Below are 16,487 nucleotides of genomic sequence, written 5' to 3'. Positions count from 1 at the left end.
ATGAGCAAGGAAGCAGAGCGCTATACGGTCACGATTCATCTCGCCGCACCGGGCACGCCGAGAGTCGATGTGGGCGACGCGGGCCAGAAGAGATTGTTGGATCCGTCATTTGCCGGGCACATGTTTCTTTCGCTGGCGCGATCAAATGACCCGGTACCCGTGAGCAGGGGATTCACGATGGGGAACGACCGTGCGAATCCCTCGCTGGGAAAAGTCGATGACACGGATCTGCGGGTCTACGACAAACCCCGCTTCGAGCGCACGATTGAGATCAGCAAGGAGCAGTACGACCGCATCCTCGAGTTTTCGGCGAACCCGAAGAAGCACGGCTTCGACATGGAGTACGACTTCTTCTCCAACGCGTGCACCGATTTCGCATGGGGTGCCCTGAACCACGCAGGCCTGCGCCCGGTCGGGCTGGCCGGGGAGATCAGCAACTACGAGGGCGCTACCAGGGTCCTGGACAACATCCGCGCGGTCAACGCCATTCCGCAGCAGGTGAAGGGCAGCGAACTGGACAGGGTGCAGTGGAACCCGATGCCGAAGCAGACCTTCCGCGAGTGGATGTTCACCGAGAACGGCGAGCAGTGGCGCGGCAACAGCACCCTCGCGGCAAGCGGCACGCCCGCAGACCCGGCGCATGACGATCATGCCCGCCTCAACCAGATCCACCAGCAGGTGGCCGACCTCGGCGCTTTCGGGGCGCGCAACGGCAATGTCAGTGCCAGCCTGCTCGCGCTGTCGAAGGAGCAGCAGTTCTCGCGCGTGGACGAGGTGGTGCTGGGCGAGCAGCGCGGTGATACCGCACCGAAGCTGTTCATCGTGCAGGGGGACCGCAGTGACCCGGCACACCAGCGCGCCAGCATGCCGGCGGAGGTTGCTGCGCAGGCACCGGTGGAGGCCTCGTTCGATCGGGTCGCGCAGTTGCAGCTGAATGAGCCGCAGCGAGACGCGCAGCGCCTGCAGGAGGAGCAGCAGCTTCAGCAGAGCCACGGCCCACGGTTGGCATAGCGGCGGGCGCAGCATCGAGGTCGAGCGTCGGCCATGCCCGCGCCGGCGCACGCCACGCCCCCCACCTGCTACCATTCCCCCGCAACCCCAGCCAGCCCACCCGCGCAGACAGATGCAGGTCGGGCCGTCGCAGTACGGCCCAGCGAGCCAGGACACCTTCCCGTGCCCATTCAAGGACGCTCGCATGTTCAGTACTCCTCTCTTCCGTTCGGCCGCCCTGGCCCTTGCTGTATCGCTCAGCCTCGGCACGCCTTCTGCATTCGCCGACAACGCACCCGCCGCCAGCGCCACCGCCGCTGTGCAGCGCAAGGCCGTGGCCAAGGGCCTGTACGAGCTGGCCTACAGCCCGAAGCAGAACGCCGTGTTCGTGGCCTCGTCCGGCGGCTTCGGTGATGACGCCGGCCCGGCCCAGGTGCTGCGCCTGAACCCGGCCACGCTGGCCGTGGAAACCCGCATCCCGCTGGAGCGCAAGGCGTTCGGCGTGGTGCTGGATGACGCTCACAACCGCCTGTACGTGGGCAACACCGTGGACCTGTCGGTGACCGTGGTCGACACCGCGCAGAACAAGGCCGTCGGCACCATCCAGCTGATGGAGAAAAAGGCCGGCAAGGACGGCAAGGCCGCCTACACCCATGACCTGCGCGAGCTGGTGGTCGACAGCGCGGCCAACCGCCTGTACGTGACCGGCCACAGCAGCCAGCCGGACGTGAGCAGCGTGCTGTTCGTGATCGATACGAACACGCTGAAGGTGATCAACACCATCGACGGCCTGGGCAATGCCAAGGCACCGGGCTTGGCGCTGGATGCGGCCAACAAGCGCGTCTACACCAGCAACCTGCTGGCCGAGCTGGTGGTGGTGGGCACCGATTCGAACACGGTGGTGGCGCAGCACAGGATCGCCGCCGAGCAGCCGATGAACATCGCGCTGGACCCCGCCGGCAAGCGGCTGTTCGTGACCGACCAGGGCTCGGAATTCCTGCGTGGCTACCAGGCCAAGAGCAGCGGCCTGGTCAGCAAGCATCCGGGCCAGCGCGTGCTGGTGCTCGACCGCAGCACCGGCAAGGAACTGGCCAGCATCCCGACCGATGCCGGCCCGCTGGGTATCCTGCTGGATGCACCGCGCAAGCGCCTGTACGTGACCAACCGCGAGGCGGGCACGGTGACGGCCTACAACAGTGACAGCTACCAGAAGGTGGCGACCTACACGGTGCCGACCCACCCGAACAGCCTGGCGCTGGATGCGAAGAACAACGTGTTGTTCGTGAGCATCAAGAACGGCGAGAAGGATGACAAGGGCGCTGACGAGAGCGTGGCGCGCATCCAGCTGTAAGGCGCTGACGCCGGGCTCGCCCGGCAGCGTGCCGCATGAAGAAGGCAGGGTGCCGACCCTGCCTTTTTCTTTGCCGGGTTGCAGTGCCGAGCGCCAACCCGCTAGGGTTGAACCCTAGGGCAGGGAGCCAAAGGATCTGAATCATGCTGGGTAATCACCGCTGGTTGCGCGCCGGCCTGTTGATCATGTTGAGCGCTGGGCTGGGCGCCTGCTCCGCCCGTGATCCTGTCCCACCCGAGCCACTGGACCTGGCCCAGCCGATCGCCGTGGATCAGCCAGGTCAAGGGGTGAGTTTCGAGTTCGAGATGAATGCGCGAAATTACATCCCACATCGCACCTACGCCGTGGAGCTGGAATTGCAGCGCCAAGAGACGCCCAAGCCCGACGAGCCTGACGTGGGCACAATGAGGATCCCGTTCGAGGTAACCCTGCAGCAATGGGGCGCTGATGCCTGGAAAGATGTTCCCACCTACGACAGCTACCAGGCGGGGGCACTCAACGCGGGAGAGCCGCTTCCGGAATGGCATGCGTCCAGCGAATGGCGGTATACGTCGCCGCACATGGGCAGTGACGGCCAGTACACGCTGAGCCTGGTTGCTCTGCCAGTGGAGCCTGATACCCGCTATCGCGTTCGGGTTCGCACGGTACAGGCCACGCCGGAATTGCAGCATTACTCGGCTCAGTTGCGGGTACACGCCGCCCGACTGCCAGGCAAGTAAACGACCTCACCACCGGAAGGAACGAAGGAATCAACTTATGGACAAGCCACGCTACACCGTAGAGATCGTTATCGCTGCACCTGGCACGCCGCTGATCGACCCCAGGACGCACAAGCAGGCCGTCGACGCGGAGGGCATTCCGCAGACGTCCGCCCCCGGCCACATGTTCTACGTCCTGCATGCACCCGGCGTGCCTGCGAAGAGCTATGGATTTGCTCCCAAGGAGCACGGAAGCGTGAATGGTCCTGGCACCATCATGGAGGACGACGCAACGGTCTATAAGGACCCGCGCTATACCCGCACGCTCGAGATCAGCGAAGACCAGTACAGGAAGCTCCAGCAGTTCGGATCGGACCCGGAGAAGTTCGGCTTCAGCAAGCACTATCAGGACGTACGCCACAACTGCGTGGACTTCACCTGGGAAGCCTTGAACCACGCAGGCATCGAGCGGAAAAGAAGTATCGACGTGAACGCGCTGGGAGGTCCTGCTGGGCAGCTTCTTCCGGATGTCCGCATTCCCCTGGACATCAAGGGGGCAGGCAAGGATGGATTCCGACCGCTGCGCAACATCCATGGCGTGGACAGCATTGATCCGCCGTTTCCGGACAGCGAGCTCAATCAGAGGAAAACCAATCCCATGCCGGAGCGTAGTTTCAAGCAACACATGCTGAGTGACGCTGAGGGCATGGGCGAACGAAGCGGTGATCGTCTGGCCCGGCACGGTAACGACCCGCTGCTCTCGCAGATCCACCAGGGCGTGGCCCGGCTTGATGCAGAGCGGGGCCGCAGCTTCGATGCCACCAGCGAGAACATCAGCGCCAGCCTGTACGCCCTGGCCAAGTCAAACGGACTGACCCGGGTCGACCACGTGCTGTTGAGCGATCGTACTGCGCAGGCCGACGCTGCGCAGAACATCTTCATCGTGCAGGGCGAGCGCAACGACCCGGCACAGCTGCGCGCCGGCATGCCTACGGCGGTGGCCGCGCAGACGCCGGCGGAAACATCGTTCGAGCGCGCCGAGCAGTTGTCGCAGTCTGCGCAGGTGCGCACGCAGGACGCGTTGCAGCAGCGCCAGGTGCAGGAGCAGTCCGGGCCGCGCATGGCCTAGCGCAGCAAGCGCCACGGCGAGCCGACGTACTCGCGCTGGGCCGCCAGTAACACTGGAGGCGGCTCAGCCCAGACGGTGTGCCGGGTTCTGCTGCTGCTCCTGCTCACGGGCCTGCTGTTCGGGCACTAACCCCACGGCCTGCTGCTGCGGGGCCAACCCCAACTTCTGCATCGACTGCTCCACCGGCGTCTGCGCCGCCACCGCGGTCGGCATCATCGCGCGCAGGTGCGCCGGGTTGGCCGGGTCGCCCTGCACCACGAAGATGTTGTGCCCGGCCGGGTGCTGGGCCGTGGCGTTGCTGACCAGCACGTGGTCGACCTGCTGCAGGCCCTGTTCGCGGGCGAGCACGGTCAGGCTGGCGGTCAGGCGTTCGCTGGTCTGGTCGAACGCACGGCCATGCTGGGCGTCCAGTGCGGCCACGCCCTGACGGATCTGCTGGTTGAGGCCGTAGTCGGGGTGGTTGGGGGTGATCTCTGCCATGGCGATCGAACGGTAGCGGTGGGGCGGGGTGAACCCCGCCAGTATAGATCCGGCTGGTGAAGGGCGCCGGAAAGGTCAGTCCGCCGGCCGATGGTCGTAGCTGATCACCCGTTCGGCCAGCCAGTGCCCGTCCACGCGGCGCCAGACCTGGATGAAGCGGGCCTGGCCGGTCCAGCGTTCCACGCCGTCCTTGCCGCGCTCGTAAAAGCGGTGGTCGCCGATTTCCAGGGCTCGCTCATCGTGCAGCGGAAACACCTGCAGCGAAGATTCCACCAGCTCGCGGCGCAGCTGCCAGCCACCCTCGCGCGCGCTGCTGCACAGGTTGGCCACGCTGTGGCGGAAGTCCTCGCGGCTGCTGGCCGACTTGCCATCCTTGTCATGGAAGAACTCCATGTCGTCGGTCGTCATCGCCGCAGCCTTGTCGGCATCGCAGGCCTCGAAGGCCGCAGCGAAGAGCTGGGTATCGGCCTGGCGGATCTGCAGGCGCAGGGTGTCGGCGGGCGCTGGCGCGACAACGAGGCCGGCGGCCAGCAGGGTCAGGGTGGGCAGCAGCATGGCGAGGCTCCAGGGAGGATTCACGCAGGCTCGCATGGCGTTTGGGCCACTGCAGCCGGCTTCCGACGAAACGGCCCTGCCACGGAATGAATGCCCATATTGGCGGCCCGGTTCCAGCCTTGAGGGCGTTGCCTGTGCAGGGGATGTCATGAGCGACCGGGATTCCCTCACGGCCGCCACAGGTGACGGCCATTAGCCTGCACTCCTTCCCTTCCACAGGAGCGCCCATGCCTGCTTCCCGCATCCGCCTGCACGTTGAAGACACGGGTGGCGATGGCCGCCCGGTCATCCTGATCCACGGCTGGCCGCTGTCCGCCGATGCTTGGAAGACGCAGGTGGCGATCCTGCGCGACGCCCAGTATCGGGTGATCAGCTACGACCGGCGTGGTTTTGGCCGCTCTGACAAGCCGGCCGAAGGTTATGACTACGACACGCTGGCGGCGGACCTGGCGGGGCTGATCGAGGAGCATGACCTGCGCGACGTCACTCTGGTCGGTTTCTCGATGGGCGGCGGCGAGGTGGCGCGCTACGTGGCGAACCACGGCCAGGATCGCCTGCACAGTGTGGTGTTCGCGGCCGCTGTGCCGCCGTTCCTGCTGCGCAGCGACGACAATCCGCAGGGGCCACTGACCCAGGCCAAGGCCGATGAAATGCGCAGCGGGCTGGAGAAGGACCGCGAAGCGTTCTTCGATGACTTCACCCGCGACTTCTTCAGTGCCAACGGCCAGTTGATGGTGACCGAAGACACGCGCCAGGCGGCGATCGCGCTGTGCCATCAATCCGACCAGGCGGCGGCGCTGGGCTGCATGAAGGCGTTTGCTACGACCGATTTCCGGGATGACCTGAAGAAGATCACGGTGCCGACGCTGGTCCTGCACGGTGACAGCGATGCCATCGTGCCGTTCGAGGGCTCCGGCCAGCGCACCCATGAGGCGATTGCGGGCAGCGAAGTGGTGATCCTGGAAGGTGCACCGCACGGCTGCAACACCAGCCACGCCGACCGCTTCAATCTGGCGCTGCTGAACTTCCTGAAGCGGTAAGCTGCCGCGATGCGCGAGCCAAAGACACCCCCGTGGAAGAAGCCCAGGTCCAAGGGGCAGACGTCGCAGCCGCTGTCGGATGCGCAGAAGGCCGCGGCGCGGCAGCGGGCGGAGGAGAACGGGCGGCGCTATCCGAACCTGGTGGACAACATGTGGGCGGCGAAGCTGCCGCGTGGGTCGTGATTCACAGGCTGGGTGCGGGCCTGGTGTAGAGCCGAGCCGATGCTCGGCTGGCGCGCGCAGCGCGTGCCAGCCGGGGAAGGGGCAAAGGGCCGCCGAGCATGGTCTCGGCGCTACGGGCCGGGCAGTGGCCGCCAGCCCGACTCCCGCCATGGCGCTACGTCGCGCCTCTGCACGTTGATCGCCTCGACCGGCAATCCTGCCTGTCGCGCCAGTTCGGCACGCAGTACGTCGCTGTCCACCGGCAGCGCGATGGCCACCTGCAGCTGGTCGCCCTGCTGACGGACCTGGGTGGGCACCACCGCATGGGCTTCATGCTCGCCGCCGGTGCGAGCAATCGGATAGCGCATCGCCACGGGCCTTCCCAGGTGTGCCAGTACCGGGCGCCATGCCTGCAGCACGACAGACTGTGCTGCTGCGGGAACCCGCACCTCGATGATCGTTCCCGGGTAGCCAACGACATTGCCCACCATCACCTGGAAGCGCGCGCCATCGGGGATGGCGACCACAGTGGCGGCCAGCACGCCTATCGACAGGACAGCTGCGGCGAAGCGCCAACTGCGCGGCGCGGCGGCGGCGCGGGTCGCCGTGCGCAGCCCCGGCTTGCGCCGCAGCTTGCGCGCGTAGATGCGCCGATCCTTCCTGCGCGGGCTGCTGCTGTGCGCCGGCAGGTTCAACGGGACGCGTGGCAGCCGGGCGGCGCGCGCGTCGATCAGGCGCGCGAGCAGCCACCACGCGAGCACGAATGCCAGCAGGGGCAGCAGCGTTCGTACGATCAGGTACAGCATCACCATCGGGAATACCAAGGAAAATTCGCATTCAAACAACCGTGCCATCGTAACGGCGCCGCGTAGTGTGTGTCGCATCCGCCAGCCGACACGTGCGAACTGCTTGGTTAGGATGGCTCTTTGCTGTCATGGATGAACCGATGAGCGCTGCCACCTCCCGAATCCGCCGCATCTGTGGGCAGGGGCCGATCCTGCTGATGCTGCAGCTGGTCGCGTTGCTGTCCGTTGCACTGGCTTCCGGGTTCTTCCATTGCCGCGTCGACCTGCTGCTGGAGCCGATCACCGCGGCGTGCGGTGGCCCGGACGAGCAGGCGCGGTTGCAGATGGCCGAACAGGTGATGGCGCGCGCCGGTGCATTGGACGACTGGCAGCCATTGAGCTGGATTCCATTGGCGGGCATCGTGCTGGCGCTGCTGGGTGCGATGGCGGTGTGCGCGAGCCGCGCGCTGTGGCTGCGCGATGGGCTGCGCACGGCGAACGTGGCGCTGCTGCTGCTGCATGGCGGCGCACTGTGCTTGGCCGGGTGGACGCTGCACCTGTACGAGAACGCATGGAACAGCGTGGCGCGCTTGTCACCCACGGCATGCCTGATGGACCTGGTGGCGGAGGGCGATACCCCGCTGGTGCAGGCGCAGTCCGTGGTGTTCCACATCCTGGCGCGTGAGAACGCAACGCTGATGCGCAATCCGGACGACCTGGCGCTGGTGCTGGTGGCGTTGCTGATGGCGACGATGGTGGGCGGCATCTCCCTGTGGCGGGCGATCGTGCGGGTTCGGGCGGCACGATCGGCAGTGGCCTGACGGGCCTCTGCGGCCGACCGGATCCGAGACATGCAGGGCGCACGCTCGGCGGCGCGCGGCAATCGCGCTACAGTCGACGCCTCGCCACTCCAGGGAAGACCCGATGCGCTTGTTGCTGCGTGCGTTGCCGTTGTTGCTGTATTCGCTGGCCGTACACGCCGCCGAGGTGGACCGTCGTATCGCGGTGACCATCGATGATCTGCCATGGGCACGGCTGGACCAGATCGTGCCGCCGGATCTGCAGGCGCGGCACGAAGCGTTGATGGCCCAGCTGCGCGAGGCCGGCGTGCCGGTGGTGGGCTTCGTCAATGAGAACAAGCTTGAGGTGAATGGACAGGTGCAGCCGGCGCGGGTGCAGATGCTGCGCGACTGGCGCGATGCGGGCTATGTGCTGGGCAACCACACGTACTCGCACATGGATCTGAATGCGAAAGGCGTGGCGGCGTTCCAGCAGGACTTCCTGCGCGGCGAGACGGTGCTGCGACCGCTGCTGGCCGAGAAGGGGCAGACGCCGCAGTGGATGCGCCACCCCTACCTGCGCGCCGGGCGCACCGCGGATGAGCGCGTGCAGATGGAGGCGTTCTTCAAGCAGCAGGGCTATCGCGTGGCACCGGTGACGGTGGACAACGGGGAATGGGTGTGGGCGTTCGCCTATGCCAACGTGATGAACGAGCAGGCGGATTCGCCGGCGCGCGACGCGACGCTGGCGCAGCTGCGCAAGGGCTACGTGCCGTACATGCTGAACAAGCTGGATTACTACGAGAAGCAGTCGCAGGCGCTGCTGGGGTACGCGCTGCCACAGGTGTGGCTGATGCACGCCAACGAGCTCAACGCGGCCACCTTTGCCGAACTGGTGGCGGCCACAAAGCGCCGCGGCTATCGCTTCATTTCGCTGGACGAGGCGATGCGTGATCCCGCGTATGCGCGGGGTGCTGAAGGCTACGACGGCCGCTATGGCCCGAGCTGGCTGCACCGCTGGGCGATGGCGGAGAACAAGCCGAAGGACTTCTACGCCGGCGAACCGGAGGTGCCGGCGTGGGTGATGAAGCTGGCCAAGGTTGATTCGGAGTGAGGCTCAGCGCTTGACGGCCAGCACGCCGTCCAGCGCCAGTTCCGCCTTGAAACCAGCCTTTTCCAGGCGTTTGGCCACTTCACGCGGCACGTCGCGGCCGCTGGTCAGCTTGTTCGGCGCGCCGGTGTAATGGAACAGGCGACCGCCCTTGCGGATGACGCGGGCGAGGTGGCCGTAGAACACCTGCGAGTACAGCTCGCCGGCGATGCCGAAGCGCGGTGGGTCGTGCAGGATTGCGTCGACACTGTTGCTGGCCACCCGTTCGATCTGCTGCGAAACGTCACCGTGGCTGAACTGCAGGCGACCACCGGCGGCAGCCGAGTCTGGATCCGGCGACCACGGGTTGAGCGTGCGCAGCCACATCACATCGGCGTTCTTCTCGAACGAGCGGATCTGGCCGACACCGGCTTCCAGCGCACAGGCGGCGAAGTAGCCCAGGCCACCGCAGGTATCGAGGATGACCTTGCCGGCCGGGGCGACCAGCTCCACCTTGCGGCGTGCATCCTCGAACGGCGACAGCTTCGAGGTCGGCAGCATCTTGATGCCGTCGATCTCGAAGGTCGGTGCGCCCCATTCGGTCGGCACCAGCTTGATCAGCGAGCCGCTGTAGCGCGAGATCGGCGCGAATTCCTCGCCATCCCAGTAGTACAGCGTGCGGTCCTTCAGCTTGCCCGGCCAAGGGTAGGGCTGGCCCCGGAAGTGGAAGCCGTCCGCATCCAGCGCCACGCTGTCCTGGCTGCGGCCGAGGTCGAGCGAGCCCTGCCAGTCGGCGGCGCCCTTGTCATGGGCACGGCGCAGGGTGTCGGCGCTGTCGCGGGTCAGCAGGGGGCCGGTGTAATGGGGCACGGCGGGTACCGGGGCGGTTCGGGGGAGGGCATGGTACCGCAGCTGTTGTAGAGCCAAGCCGATGTCAAAGCAGGTCCACGCCATGCGTGGATGCAGGCAGGGAGGAGTCGGGCGTGGGCCCGACGCTAGCGCTGGTGCAGCTGTAACCGTGTGTGGTCCCTTCCCCCGCGATCATGCCGACGCCACGCGACGGCTGCATGCCCTGCCGCGCGCACGATCGGCGATGGACCTCCTGGGTTTGCGGTGGCTGCCGATCGAAGTCGTAGCGCATGCGGCCGTCCTCCTGCAGCAGCCAATGCACGGTAACGCGCTCCTTCGTGCCATCGCCGAGGTCCCAATCCAGAGTGCGCATTATCAGGATCTGGCCATCGGGCAGTTCCCGGACTTCGTCATAGGCGCCCTGGGTCTTCAGGGCGCTCGCCGCAAGCAGCAGGAACAGCAGCATCCGCATCGATCCTCAAAGAAGACAGGATGTTCCCACTCCGCTCCAGGCAGCTATCAGAATCGTTGCGGATTACGGGCACTTCACCGCATACACCGGCCCGGCCCCGATCAGCATCAGCGCCATGTAGTCGCTGTCGCTGGCCTTGCCCTTCAGCGTCGCGCCCTTGTTGAAGTGGAAGATGCCGAAGCCGCCGGCCATGCGGATAAGCGCACTGTCGATCTGGTCGGCGTCGTCGCGGAAGTAGCGGCTGATCTCGCTGGACGTGGCCTTGTGCAGGGCATTGGGTTCGCGCTGCCACTGCTCGCCACGGCTGAAGGAAACGAAATACTGGCCACCTTCCTTGTCGATGCGGAAGTCGGCGGGTTTGCGCGCGCTGGTGGCGAAGCAGCCCTGCAGCGGGTCGGTGGAAAACGGAAGCCCGGCGTCACCGCTGCAGGCGGCGGTCGCCAGCAGGAGGGCACCGGGCAGCAGCAGGCGGAGCGTGCGCATGGGATGTCCCTACAGGGCAGGTGCGGCTAGTGTAGGCGGCATGCGGGCGTGGCCCGTACAGAAATTCGGCAAGGACACAGGGTTTTCGGATGACGCAGGGCAAGGCACCGTGGTGCGGCGTGGCCAGTTGGCTGGGTATTGCAGTGGGGTGGGGGGCAGGCACCGTGGCGGCACAGGCAGCGGTCGCTGCGGGTGGCAATGGCATGGCCGCAGGGCTGGGCGTGGGCGTGCTGGGTGCGGCGCTGGTGGGTTGCGGCCTGGCGGTGGCCTCGCGCGTGCGCGGCGAGCGCTGGCCGTGGATCGGTATCGGCGGTGCGGTGCTGAGCGCGCTGCCGCTGCTGATGTACCTGCTGCGGATGATGTTGAAGCTCTGACTGTAGAGCCGAGCCCGTGCTCGGCTGATGGCCTGCGACAGCCGAGCATGGCTCGGCTCTACAGATTCGACCGCATTCGCGCAGGATCAGCTGCGGTGGATCTCCACCGTTACGTGCACCAGCTCTTCATGGATCGCCAGCGCGTTGCGCACGGTATCGGCATCCAGCGTGGCGTCACTGGTGACCACGCTGGCGCTGACCGCGTACTTGCCGCGACCCACCTGCCAGACGTGCAGGTCGGCCAGGCGCGCCGGCCACGGGCCCTGTTCGATCACCTCGCGTACTTCGGCCACCACCGGCGCGTCCATCTGCGCGTCGAGCAGGATGCGGCCGCTGTCGCGCAGCAGGCCGATCGCCCACACCGTGACCAGTACGGCGCCGACCAGGCCCATCACCGGGTCCAGCCAGGTCAGGCCCAGCAGCTTGCCGCCGAGCAGGGCGATGATGGCCAGCACCGAGGTGGCGGCGTCGGCCAGCACGTGCACATAGGCCGAGCGCAGGTTGAGGTCGTGACCGTGCGCATGGGTGTGATCGTGGTTGTGGCCGTGGTGATGGCCATGGTCATGCCCGTGGTGATGGTGCGCGTGGCCCGGGCTGTCGTGCAGCCACCAGGCGCACAGCAGGTTCACGCCCAGCCCGACCGCAGCAATGGCGATGGCTTCGTTGTAGTGGATCGGTGCCGGTATCCACAGCCGCTCCAGCGATTGCACCGCCATCAGCGCGGCGACGCCAAGCAGGGCGATGGCGCTGGTATAGCCGGCCAGGATCTCGATCTTCCAGGTACCGAAGGCGAAGCGCGGGTCGTGCGCGTAGCGGCGCGCGCAGCGGTAGGCGAACACTGCCAGGCCCAGCGCGAGTGCGTGCGAACTCATGTGCCAGCCATCGGCGAGCACGGCCATGGAGTTGAACCACCAGCCGCCGACGATCTCCACCAGCATCATGCTGACGGTGAGCCACAGGGCGCGGCGGGTATTGCGTTCGGCCAGCGGGTTGCCGTCGTCGAAGCGGTGTTCGTGGCGACGGGCGGCGGCGAGGGCGTCCAGATGCATGGAAAGACCAGGGGGTGGAAGGATACCCCCATAGGGTATACGATCCATCCATGGCCCATGTACACAAGAATCGAAAGCAGCTGCTGACCCGGGTACGCCGTATGGGCGGCCAGGTGGCAGCGTTGGAGCAGGCGCTGGACAAGCCCGAGGGTGAAGCAGGTGACTGTGCGGACGTGCTGGTGCAGGTTGCCGCCGTGCGCGGTGCCGCCCACAGCCTGCTGATGGAGCTGCTGCACGAGCACCTGCAGGAACATGTGGTCGGCGCCGACGACCCGCAGCAGCGGGCGGCCGAGGCCGAAGTGCTGGTCGAGCTGCTGCGCCGCTACGGCAAATGAGCGGGTGTTGCCGGCCGCTGGCCGGCAACTGCAGGTTGCGTCCGAAGCTCACGCAGTTGCCGGCCAGCGCCCGGCACTACCCATGCCGGTGCCGCGCGTTCCAGATATGCGTGGCGGCCAGCAGCAGGCTGCCGGTGACGGTCATCGGTGTTTCCCAGTCGTGCGAGGGCAACGCCAGCGCGCCGGCCAGCAGCAGGCCGAGCCCGGCGCCGGCGGTGGCCCAGGCCAGCACCGGCAACGGATGGCGGCGCTCCGCCCGCCATAGTGCATACCCGGTCAGCGGCAAGGCGATGGCCACGAACAGCAGGTGCACCCATTCGGCTTCGGCCCAGCTGCCGAACAGCGGCAGCGCGGCTGCAAGCAGGGGCAGCGCCAGGCAGTGCAGCAGGCACAGGCTGGACAGCGCGACCGCGCCGGCATCGAGCAGGGCGGCAGACGGCGACTTCATCAGGGGACGCTCCTTGCGCAGAGAGTGTTATACAGTAACATTTCCGTTCCGTAGCCAACCCGCTCCGACATGAACACTGTTTCCCGCGCCGACCGTCGCCTTCCGGTCACCGTGCTGTCCGGCTTCCTCGGGGCCGGCAAGACCACCCTGCTCAACCAGATCCTGCGTAACCGCCAGGGCCTGCGTGTGGCGGTCATCGTCAACGACATGAGCGAGGTCAACATCGATGCGCAGCTGGTGCGCGAGGGCGGCGCCGAACTGCGCCGCACCGAAGAGACGCTGGTGGAATTCAGCAATGGCTGCATCTGCTGCACGCTGCGCGATGACCTGCTGCAGGAAGTGCGGCGCCTGGCCGACGCCGGGCGCTATGACTACCTGTTGATCGAGTCGACCGGCATCGGCGAGCCGATGCCGGTGGCGGCCACGTTCGCGGTACGTGACGAGCAGGGCTTCAGCCTGAGCGACATCGCGCGCCTGGATACGATGGTGACGGTGGTGGATGGCAGCGCGTTTCTCGCCGACTTCGGCTCCACGTTGCGCCTGGCCGAGCGCGGCCAGCAGGCCGGGCCGGATGACGACCGGGGGGTGGTCGACCTGCTGTGCGAGCAGGTCGAGTTCGCCGACGTGATCGTGGTCAGCAAGGTCGACCAGGTGGATGACGACGTGCTGCAGGACACGCTGGCCGTGTTGCGCGGCCTGAACCGCGACGCGAAGCTGCTGCTGTCCCGCTTCGGTGATGTTCCCCTGGCCGAGCTGTTGGACACCGGCCGCTTCGATTACGAGCGTGCGCAACGTGCGCCGGGTTGGGTGAAGGAACTGCGTGGCGAACACACGCCCGAAACCGAGGAGTACGGCATCGCCAGTTTCGTCTACCGCTCGCGGCGACCGTTCCATCCCGCGCGTTTCGCCCACGCGCTGCAGTCGGGGATGCCCGGCGTGATCCGCAGCAAGGGCTGGTTCTGGCTGGCCAACCGGATGGACTGGGTGGGCGAGCTGAATACCGTGGGCGCCGCGACGCGGACGCAGGCGGCGGGGTTCTGGTACGCCGCGCGTGATCGCGTGCGGGCTGGGCTGGAGGACACCGCGCCATTGCTGCCGCCCACGCCACTGCCATACAGCGACCTGGGCTGGGCGCGGCAGCAGGCCGACTGCTGGAGCGCACCGTTGCCGGGTCTGGAAGACTTCCCGGATGCGGCCGCGCATTCGGCGATGCAGCGGCTGTGGCACCCGCTGTGGGGCGACCGCCGCCAGGAGCTGGTGGTGATTGGCGTGCACATGGATGAGCGCGCGGTGCGTGCGGAGCTGGACGCGTGCCTGCTCAACGATCAGGAACTGCGTGCGGGGCCGCTGCTGTGGCAACAGCTGCCGCAGGCATTCCCGGTGTGGAAGCGGTGACGGTGCACTGAGGATCCATGGGTTGCCGGCCAGCGGCCGGCACTACCCCTGGTCGATAGGCCACGCGTGGATGGATGCATGGCGGAGTCGAGCATGGCTCGACTCTACAGTGCGATCCGTTGCGGACAATCCTGTAGAGCCGAGCCGACGCTCGGCTGCTGCAGCAGGTCCACGCATGGCGTGGATCTACAAGCCGTCACGCCACTGCCAACCCCCGGTGCCCACCTGCAGCACGTGGGTCGGCCGCAACGCCTGCAGCAGGTGCCGGTCGTGGCTGACCATCAGCAGCGCGCCCGGCCACGCCGCCAGCAGTTGTTCCAGTGCCTGCAACGCGCTCAGATCCAGCGCGTTGCCCGGCTCGTCCAGCAGCAACAGCTGCGGTGCGGGATCTGCATACAGCACGCTGGCCAGCGCGCCTTTCACCCGTTCACCATCACTGAGGCTGTGGGCTGCACGCTGGATGCGCTGTGCGTCCAGCCCGAGCAGGGCCAGCCGTGTGCGCAGTTCACCCGCATCCGCCACCGGGTTGGCGGCCTGCACGGTGTCGAGAATGCTGCGTTCGCCGGACAATCCCAGCAGCTGCTGGTCGAGCAGCGCCAGTGGTGCATGGCGCTGCACGATGCCGCTGCGTGCAGGCAGCTGGCCCGCCAGCACGCGCAGGAGCGTGGACTTGCCACTGCCATTGTCACCGACCACGGCGATGCGCTGGCCGCGGCGGATCTCCAATTGCAACGGTGCACTGCAACCCTGCGGCAGCACCAGCGACTCCGCCTGCAGCAGACGTGCGTTGCCGCGTTCACCGTCACCGGCGAACAGCGCCAGCTCCGGCGCGGCGTGAACTGCCGAAGCCGCTGCGCGCAGCTGGTCGGCGCTGGCCTGAAGACGATCGGCCTGTACCTGTTGCGCGCGCCCGTGGCTGGCCTCTGCACGCTGTTTCTGCCGGCCAAGCAGGATCGGTGCCTGGTTGGCCTGCTTCGCATCGCGATTGCCACGTGCCTGGCGCTGCTGCTGGCGTTCGTGCTGCTCGCGCGCGCTGCGCTGTTGCTGCCGGTGCTGGGCGCGGGCGTGGTCGAGCTGTGCGGCGGCCGCTTCGCGTTCGGCGGCCCGCGCGTCGGCGTAGTGCTGCCACGGCCCGCCATAGCGATGCAGCCCGCGCGCGTCGAGCTCGACGATCTGCTGCATCTGCGCCAGCAGCTCGCGATCATGGCTGATCACCAGCAGGCCGCCGCGCCACTGCTGCAACCGTTCGTACAACTGTTGGCGATGGCGGCCATCGAGGTGGTTGCTGGGTTCGTCCAGGATCAGCCAATCGGCGCCGCTGGCCCAAGCGCCGGACAGCGCCACCTGCATGGCCTGGCCGCCACTGAGCCGCGCGGCGGGTTGGGCGGGATCGAGATCGTCGGGCAGGCGGAGCGCCTGCCATTGCTGCTGCAGGCGCTCGCGCAGATCCCAATGGTCGCCGACGCAGGCGAAGTCGGCCTCATCCACGCTGCCGGCTTCGATGCGTTGCAGCGCGGCCAGTTCCGCGCCGACGCCGGCCAGTTCACCGACCGTGCCGGCGGGGGGATAGCCGGGCGTCGGCAACAGGAACACGCGGCCGCTGCTGCGCACCTGCCCGTTCTCTGGCCGTACCCGACCGGCCAGCAGGCGTGCGAGCACGCTCTTGCCGGTGCCATTGGCACCGACCAGACCGGTGGCGACCGGATCGAAGGAAAACGACAGATCGGAAAACAGCGGGCGGCCGTCGGCCAGCCGATACGACACGCGATCGAGCGTGAGGGAATGTGTGGTCATGCGACCTCCATGGATGCCGGGTTCTCCCCTGCGCGCAGGGGCGGGAAGAGTCAGGCCGTCTGTTGGGAAGACGGCGGCATCAATGGCGCATTGGTCGCGAGCCTCTGGGAGGAATGAGCGGCCAGTATAGCGGGGTTGGCTGAATGGTCGGGTTGGCACCGCCGAGCATGGCTCGACTCTACAAGAAGCATCCACGCATGGCGTGGATCTACGGTGGGCCGGGCATGCG

General features: G+C 67.1%; 20 protein-coding genes. 11 read left to right on the top strand and 9 right to left on the bottom strand.

Annotated elements, in window-relative coordinates; genetic code table 11:
- The 4 genes from AC5P74_RS16975 to AC5P74_RS16960 all read left to right on the top strand — a co-directional run bounded on the left by AC5P74_RS16975 (position 1) and on the right by AC5P74_RS16960 (position 4,168).
- Positions 1–1,011, top strand: a complete 1,011-nt coding sequence (locus AC5P74_RS16975; protein ID WP_346607797.1) for an XVIPCD domain-containing protein — start codon at positions 1–3, stop codon at positions 1,009–1,011.
- Positions 1,012–1,195: 184 nt separating this feature from the next.
- A complete protein-coding gene (locus tag AC5P74_RS16970; RefSeq protein ID WP_346607798.1) occupies positions 1,196–2,341 on the top strand; it encodes a YncE family protein in 1,146 nt (381 codons plus the stop codon).
- A 143-nt stretch (positions 2,342–2,484) separates the two neighbouring features.
- Positions 2,485–3,060 carry a hypothetical protein gene (locus AC5P74_RS16965; protein WP_346607799.1) on the top strand — a complete coding sequence of 192 codons (576 nt, stop codon included), beginning with the start codon at positions 2,485–2,487 and terminating at the stop codon, positions 3,058–3,060.
- 37 nt (positions 3,061–3,097) lie between these two features.
- Positions 3,098–4,168 carry an XVIPCD domain-containing protein gene (locus AC5P74_RS16960; protein WP_171957907.1) on the top strand — a complete coding sequence of 357 codons (1,071 nt, stop codon included), beginning with the start codon at positions 3,098–3,100 and terminating at the stop codon, positions 4,166–4,168.
- A 63-nt stretch (positions 4,169–4,231) separates the two neighbouring features.
- Here AC5P74_RS16960 and AC5P74_RS16955 read toward each other — a convergent pair whose 3' ends face one another.
- Complete coding sequence (locus AC5P74_RS16955; protein WP_171957908.1) at positions 4,232–4,648, bottom strand: XVIPCD domain-containing protein; 417 nt, start codon at positions 4,646–4,648, stop codon at positions 4,232–4,234.
- 75 nt (positions 4,649–4,723) lie between these two features.
- Complete coding sequence (locus AC5P74_RS16950; protein WP_171957909.1) at positions 4,724–5,203, bottom strand: nuclear transport factor 2 family protein; 480 nt, start codon at positions 5,201–5,203, stop codon at positions 4,724–4,726.
- Between the two features lie 227 nt (positions 5,204–5,430).
- On the opposite strand from AC5P74_RS16950, the gene AC5P74_RS16945 reads away from it, so the two are divergent.
- The gene (locus AC5P74_RS16945; RefSeq protein ID WP_346607800.1) at positions 5,431–6,243 is read left to right on the top strand and encodes an alpha/beta fold hydrolase; all 813 of its coding nucleotides are present in this window, start codon (positions 5,431–5,433) and stop codon (positions 6,241–6,243) included.
- A 9-nt stretch (positions 6,244–6,252) separates the two neighbouring features.
- Complete coding sequence (locus AC5P74_RS16940) at positions 6,253–6,426, top strand: hypothetical protein (RefSeq protein ID WP_495222499.1); 174 nt, start codon at positions 6,253–6,255, stop codon at positions 6,424–6,426.
- 110 nt (positions 6,427–6,536) lie between these two features.
- On the opposite strand, the gene AC5P74_RS16935 is transcribed toward AC5P74_RS16940, so the two are convergent.
- Positions 6,537–7,217, bottom strand: a complete 681-nt coding sequence (locus AC5P74_RS16935) for a hypothetical protein (RefSeq protein ID WP_346607801.1) — start codon at positions 7,215–7,217, stop codon at positions 6,537–6,539.
- Positions 7,218–7,351: 134 nt separating this feature from the next.
- Here AC5P74_RS16935 and AC5P74_RS16930 point away from each other — a divergent pair, with 134 nt between their 5' ends.
- Together AC5P74_RS16930 and AC5P74_RS16925 are read left to right on the top strand one after the other, a co-directional pair.
- The gene (locus AC5P74_RS16930; protein ID WP_171956381.1) at positions 7,352–8,011 is read left to right on the top strand and encodes a hypothetical protein; all 660 of its coding nucleotides are present in this window, start codon (positions 7,352–7,354) and stop codon (positions 8,009–8,011) included.
- Between the two features lie 103 nt (positions 8,012–8,114).
- Positions 8,115–9,083: a polysaccharide deacetylase family protein gene (locus tag AC5P74_RS16925; protein WP_329843409.1), complete on the top strand. Its 969-nt coding sequence runs from the start codon at positions 8,115–8,117 to the stop codon at positions 9,081–9,083.
- Positions 9,084–9,086: 3 nt separating this feature from the next.
- On the opposite strand, the gene AC5P74_RS16920 is transcribed toward AC5P74_RS16925, so the two are convergent.
- From AC5P74_RS16920 to AC5P74_RS16910, 3 genes are all read right to left on the bottom strand, one after another.
- A complete protein-coding gene (locus tag AC5P74_RS16920) occupies positions 9,087–10,013 on the bottom strand; it encodes a class I SAM-dependent methyltransferase (RefSeq protein WP_425520255.1) in 927 nt (308 codons plus the stop codon).
- Positions 9,994–10,374, bottom strand: a complete 381-nt coding sequence (locus AC5P74_RS16915; protein ID WP_070490103.1) for a hypothetical protein — start codon at positions 10,372–10,374, stop codon at positions 9,994–9,996. The genes AC5P74_RS16920 and AC5P74_RS16915 overlap by 20 nt, the downstream gene beginning before the upstream one ends.
- A 69-nt stretch (positions 10,375–10,443) precedes the next feature.
- Positions 10,444–10,863, bottom strand: a complete 420-nt coding sequence (locus tag AC5P74_RS16910; RefSeq protein WP_346607802.1) for a hypothetical protein — start codon at positions 10,861–10,863, stop codon at positions 10,444–10,446.
- 89 nt (positions 10,864–10,952) lie between these two features.
- Between AC5P74_RS16910 and AC5P74_RS16905 the strand changes: the two genes are divergently transcribed.
- The gene (locus AC5P74_RS16905) at positions 10,953–11,237 is read left to right on the top strand and encodes a hypothetical protein (RefSeq protein WP_171957915.1); all 285 of its coding nucleotides are present in this window, start codon (positions 10,953–10,955) and stop codon (positions 11,235–11,237) included.
- 86 nt (positions 11,238–11,323) lie between these two features.
- On the opposite strand, the gene dmeF is transcribed toward AC5P74_RS16905, so the two are convergent.
- A complete protein-coding gene (gene dmeF / locus AC5P74_RS16900) occupies positions 11,324–12,286 on the bottom strand; it encodes a CDF family Co(II)/Ni(II) efflux transporter DmeF (RefSeq protein WP_346607803.1) in 963 nt (320 codons plus the stop codon).
- A gap of 50 nt (positions 12,287–12,336) precedes the next feature.
- On the opposite strand from dmeF, the gene AC5P74_RS16895 reads away from it, so the two are divergent.
- Complete coding sequence (locus AC5P74_RS16895; protein ID WP_346607804.1) at positions 12,337–12,621, top strand: metal-sensing transcriptional repressor; 285 nt, start codon at positions 12,337–12,339, stop codon at positions 12,619–12,621.
- Between the two features lie 76 nt (positions 12,622–12,697).
- On the opposite strand, the gene AC5P74_RS16890 is transcribed toward AC5P74_RS16895, so the two are convergent.
- Positions 12,698–13,069 (bottom strand): MerC domain-containing protein, encoded by a 372-nt coding sequence (locus AC5P74_RS16890; RefSeq protein ID WP_053499005.1) that lies wholly within the window; start codon positions 13,067–13,069, stop codon positions 12,698–12,700.
- A gap of 69 nt (positions 13,070–13,138) precedes the next feature.
- Between AC5P74_RS16890 and AC5P74_RS16885 the strand changes: the two genes are divergently transcribed.
- Positions 13,139–14,464: a GTP-binding protein gene (locus AC5P74_RS16885; RefSeq protein WP_346607805.1), complete on the top strand. Its 1,326-nt coding sequence runs from the start codon at positions 13,139–13,141 to the stop codon at positions 14,462–14,464.
- Between the two features lie 186 nt (positions 14,465–14,650).
- Here AC5P74_RS16885 and AC5P74_RS16880 read toward each other — a convergent pair whose 3' ends face one another.
- Positions 14,651–16,258: an ATP-binding cassette domain-containing protein gene (locus AC5P74_RS16880; protein ID WP_053499009.1), complete on the bottom strand. Its 1,608-nt coding sequence runs from the start codon at positions 16,256–16,258 to the stop codon at positions 14,651–14,653.
- Between the last annotated feature and the right edge of the window lie 229 nt (positions 16,259–16,487).

This window comes from Stenotrophomonas sp. YJH_SMC_94-11 (assembly GCF_059370435.1).
This window is presented reverse-complemented; position numbering and strand designations above follow the sequence as displayed.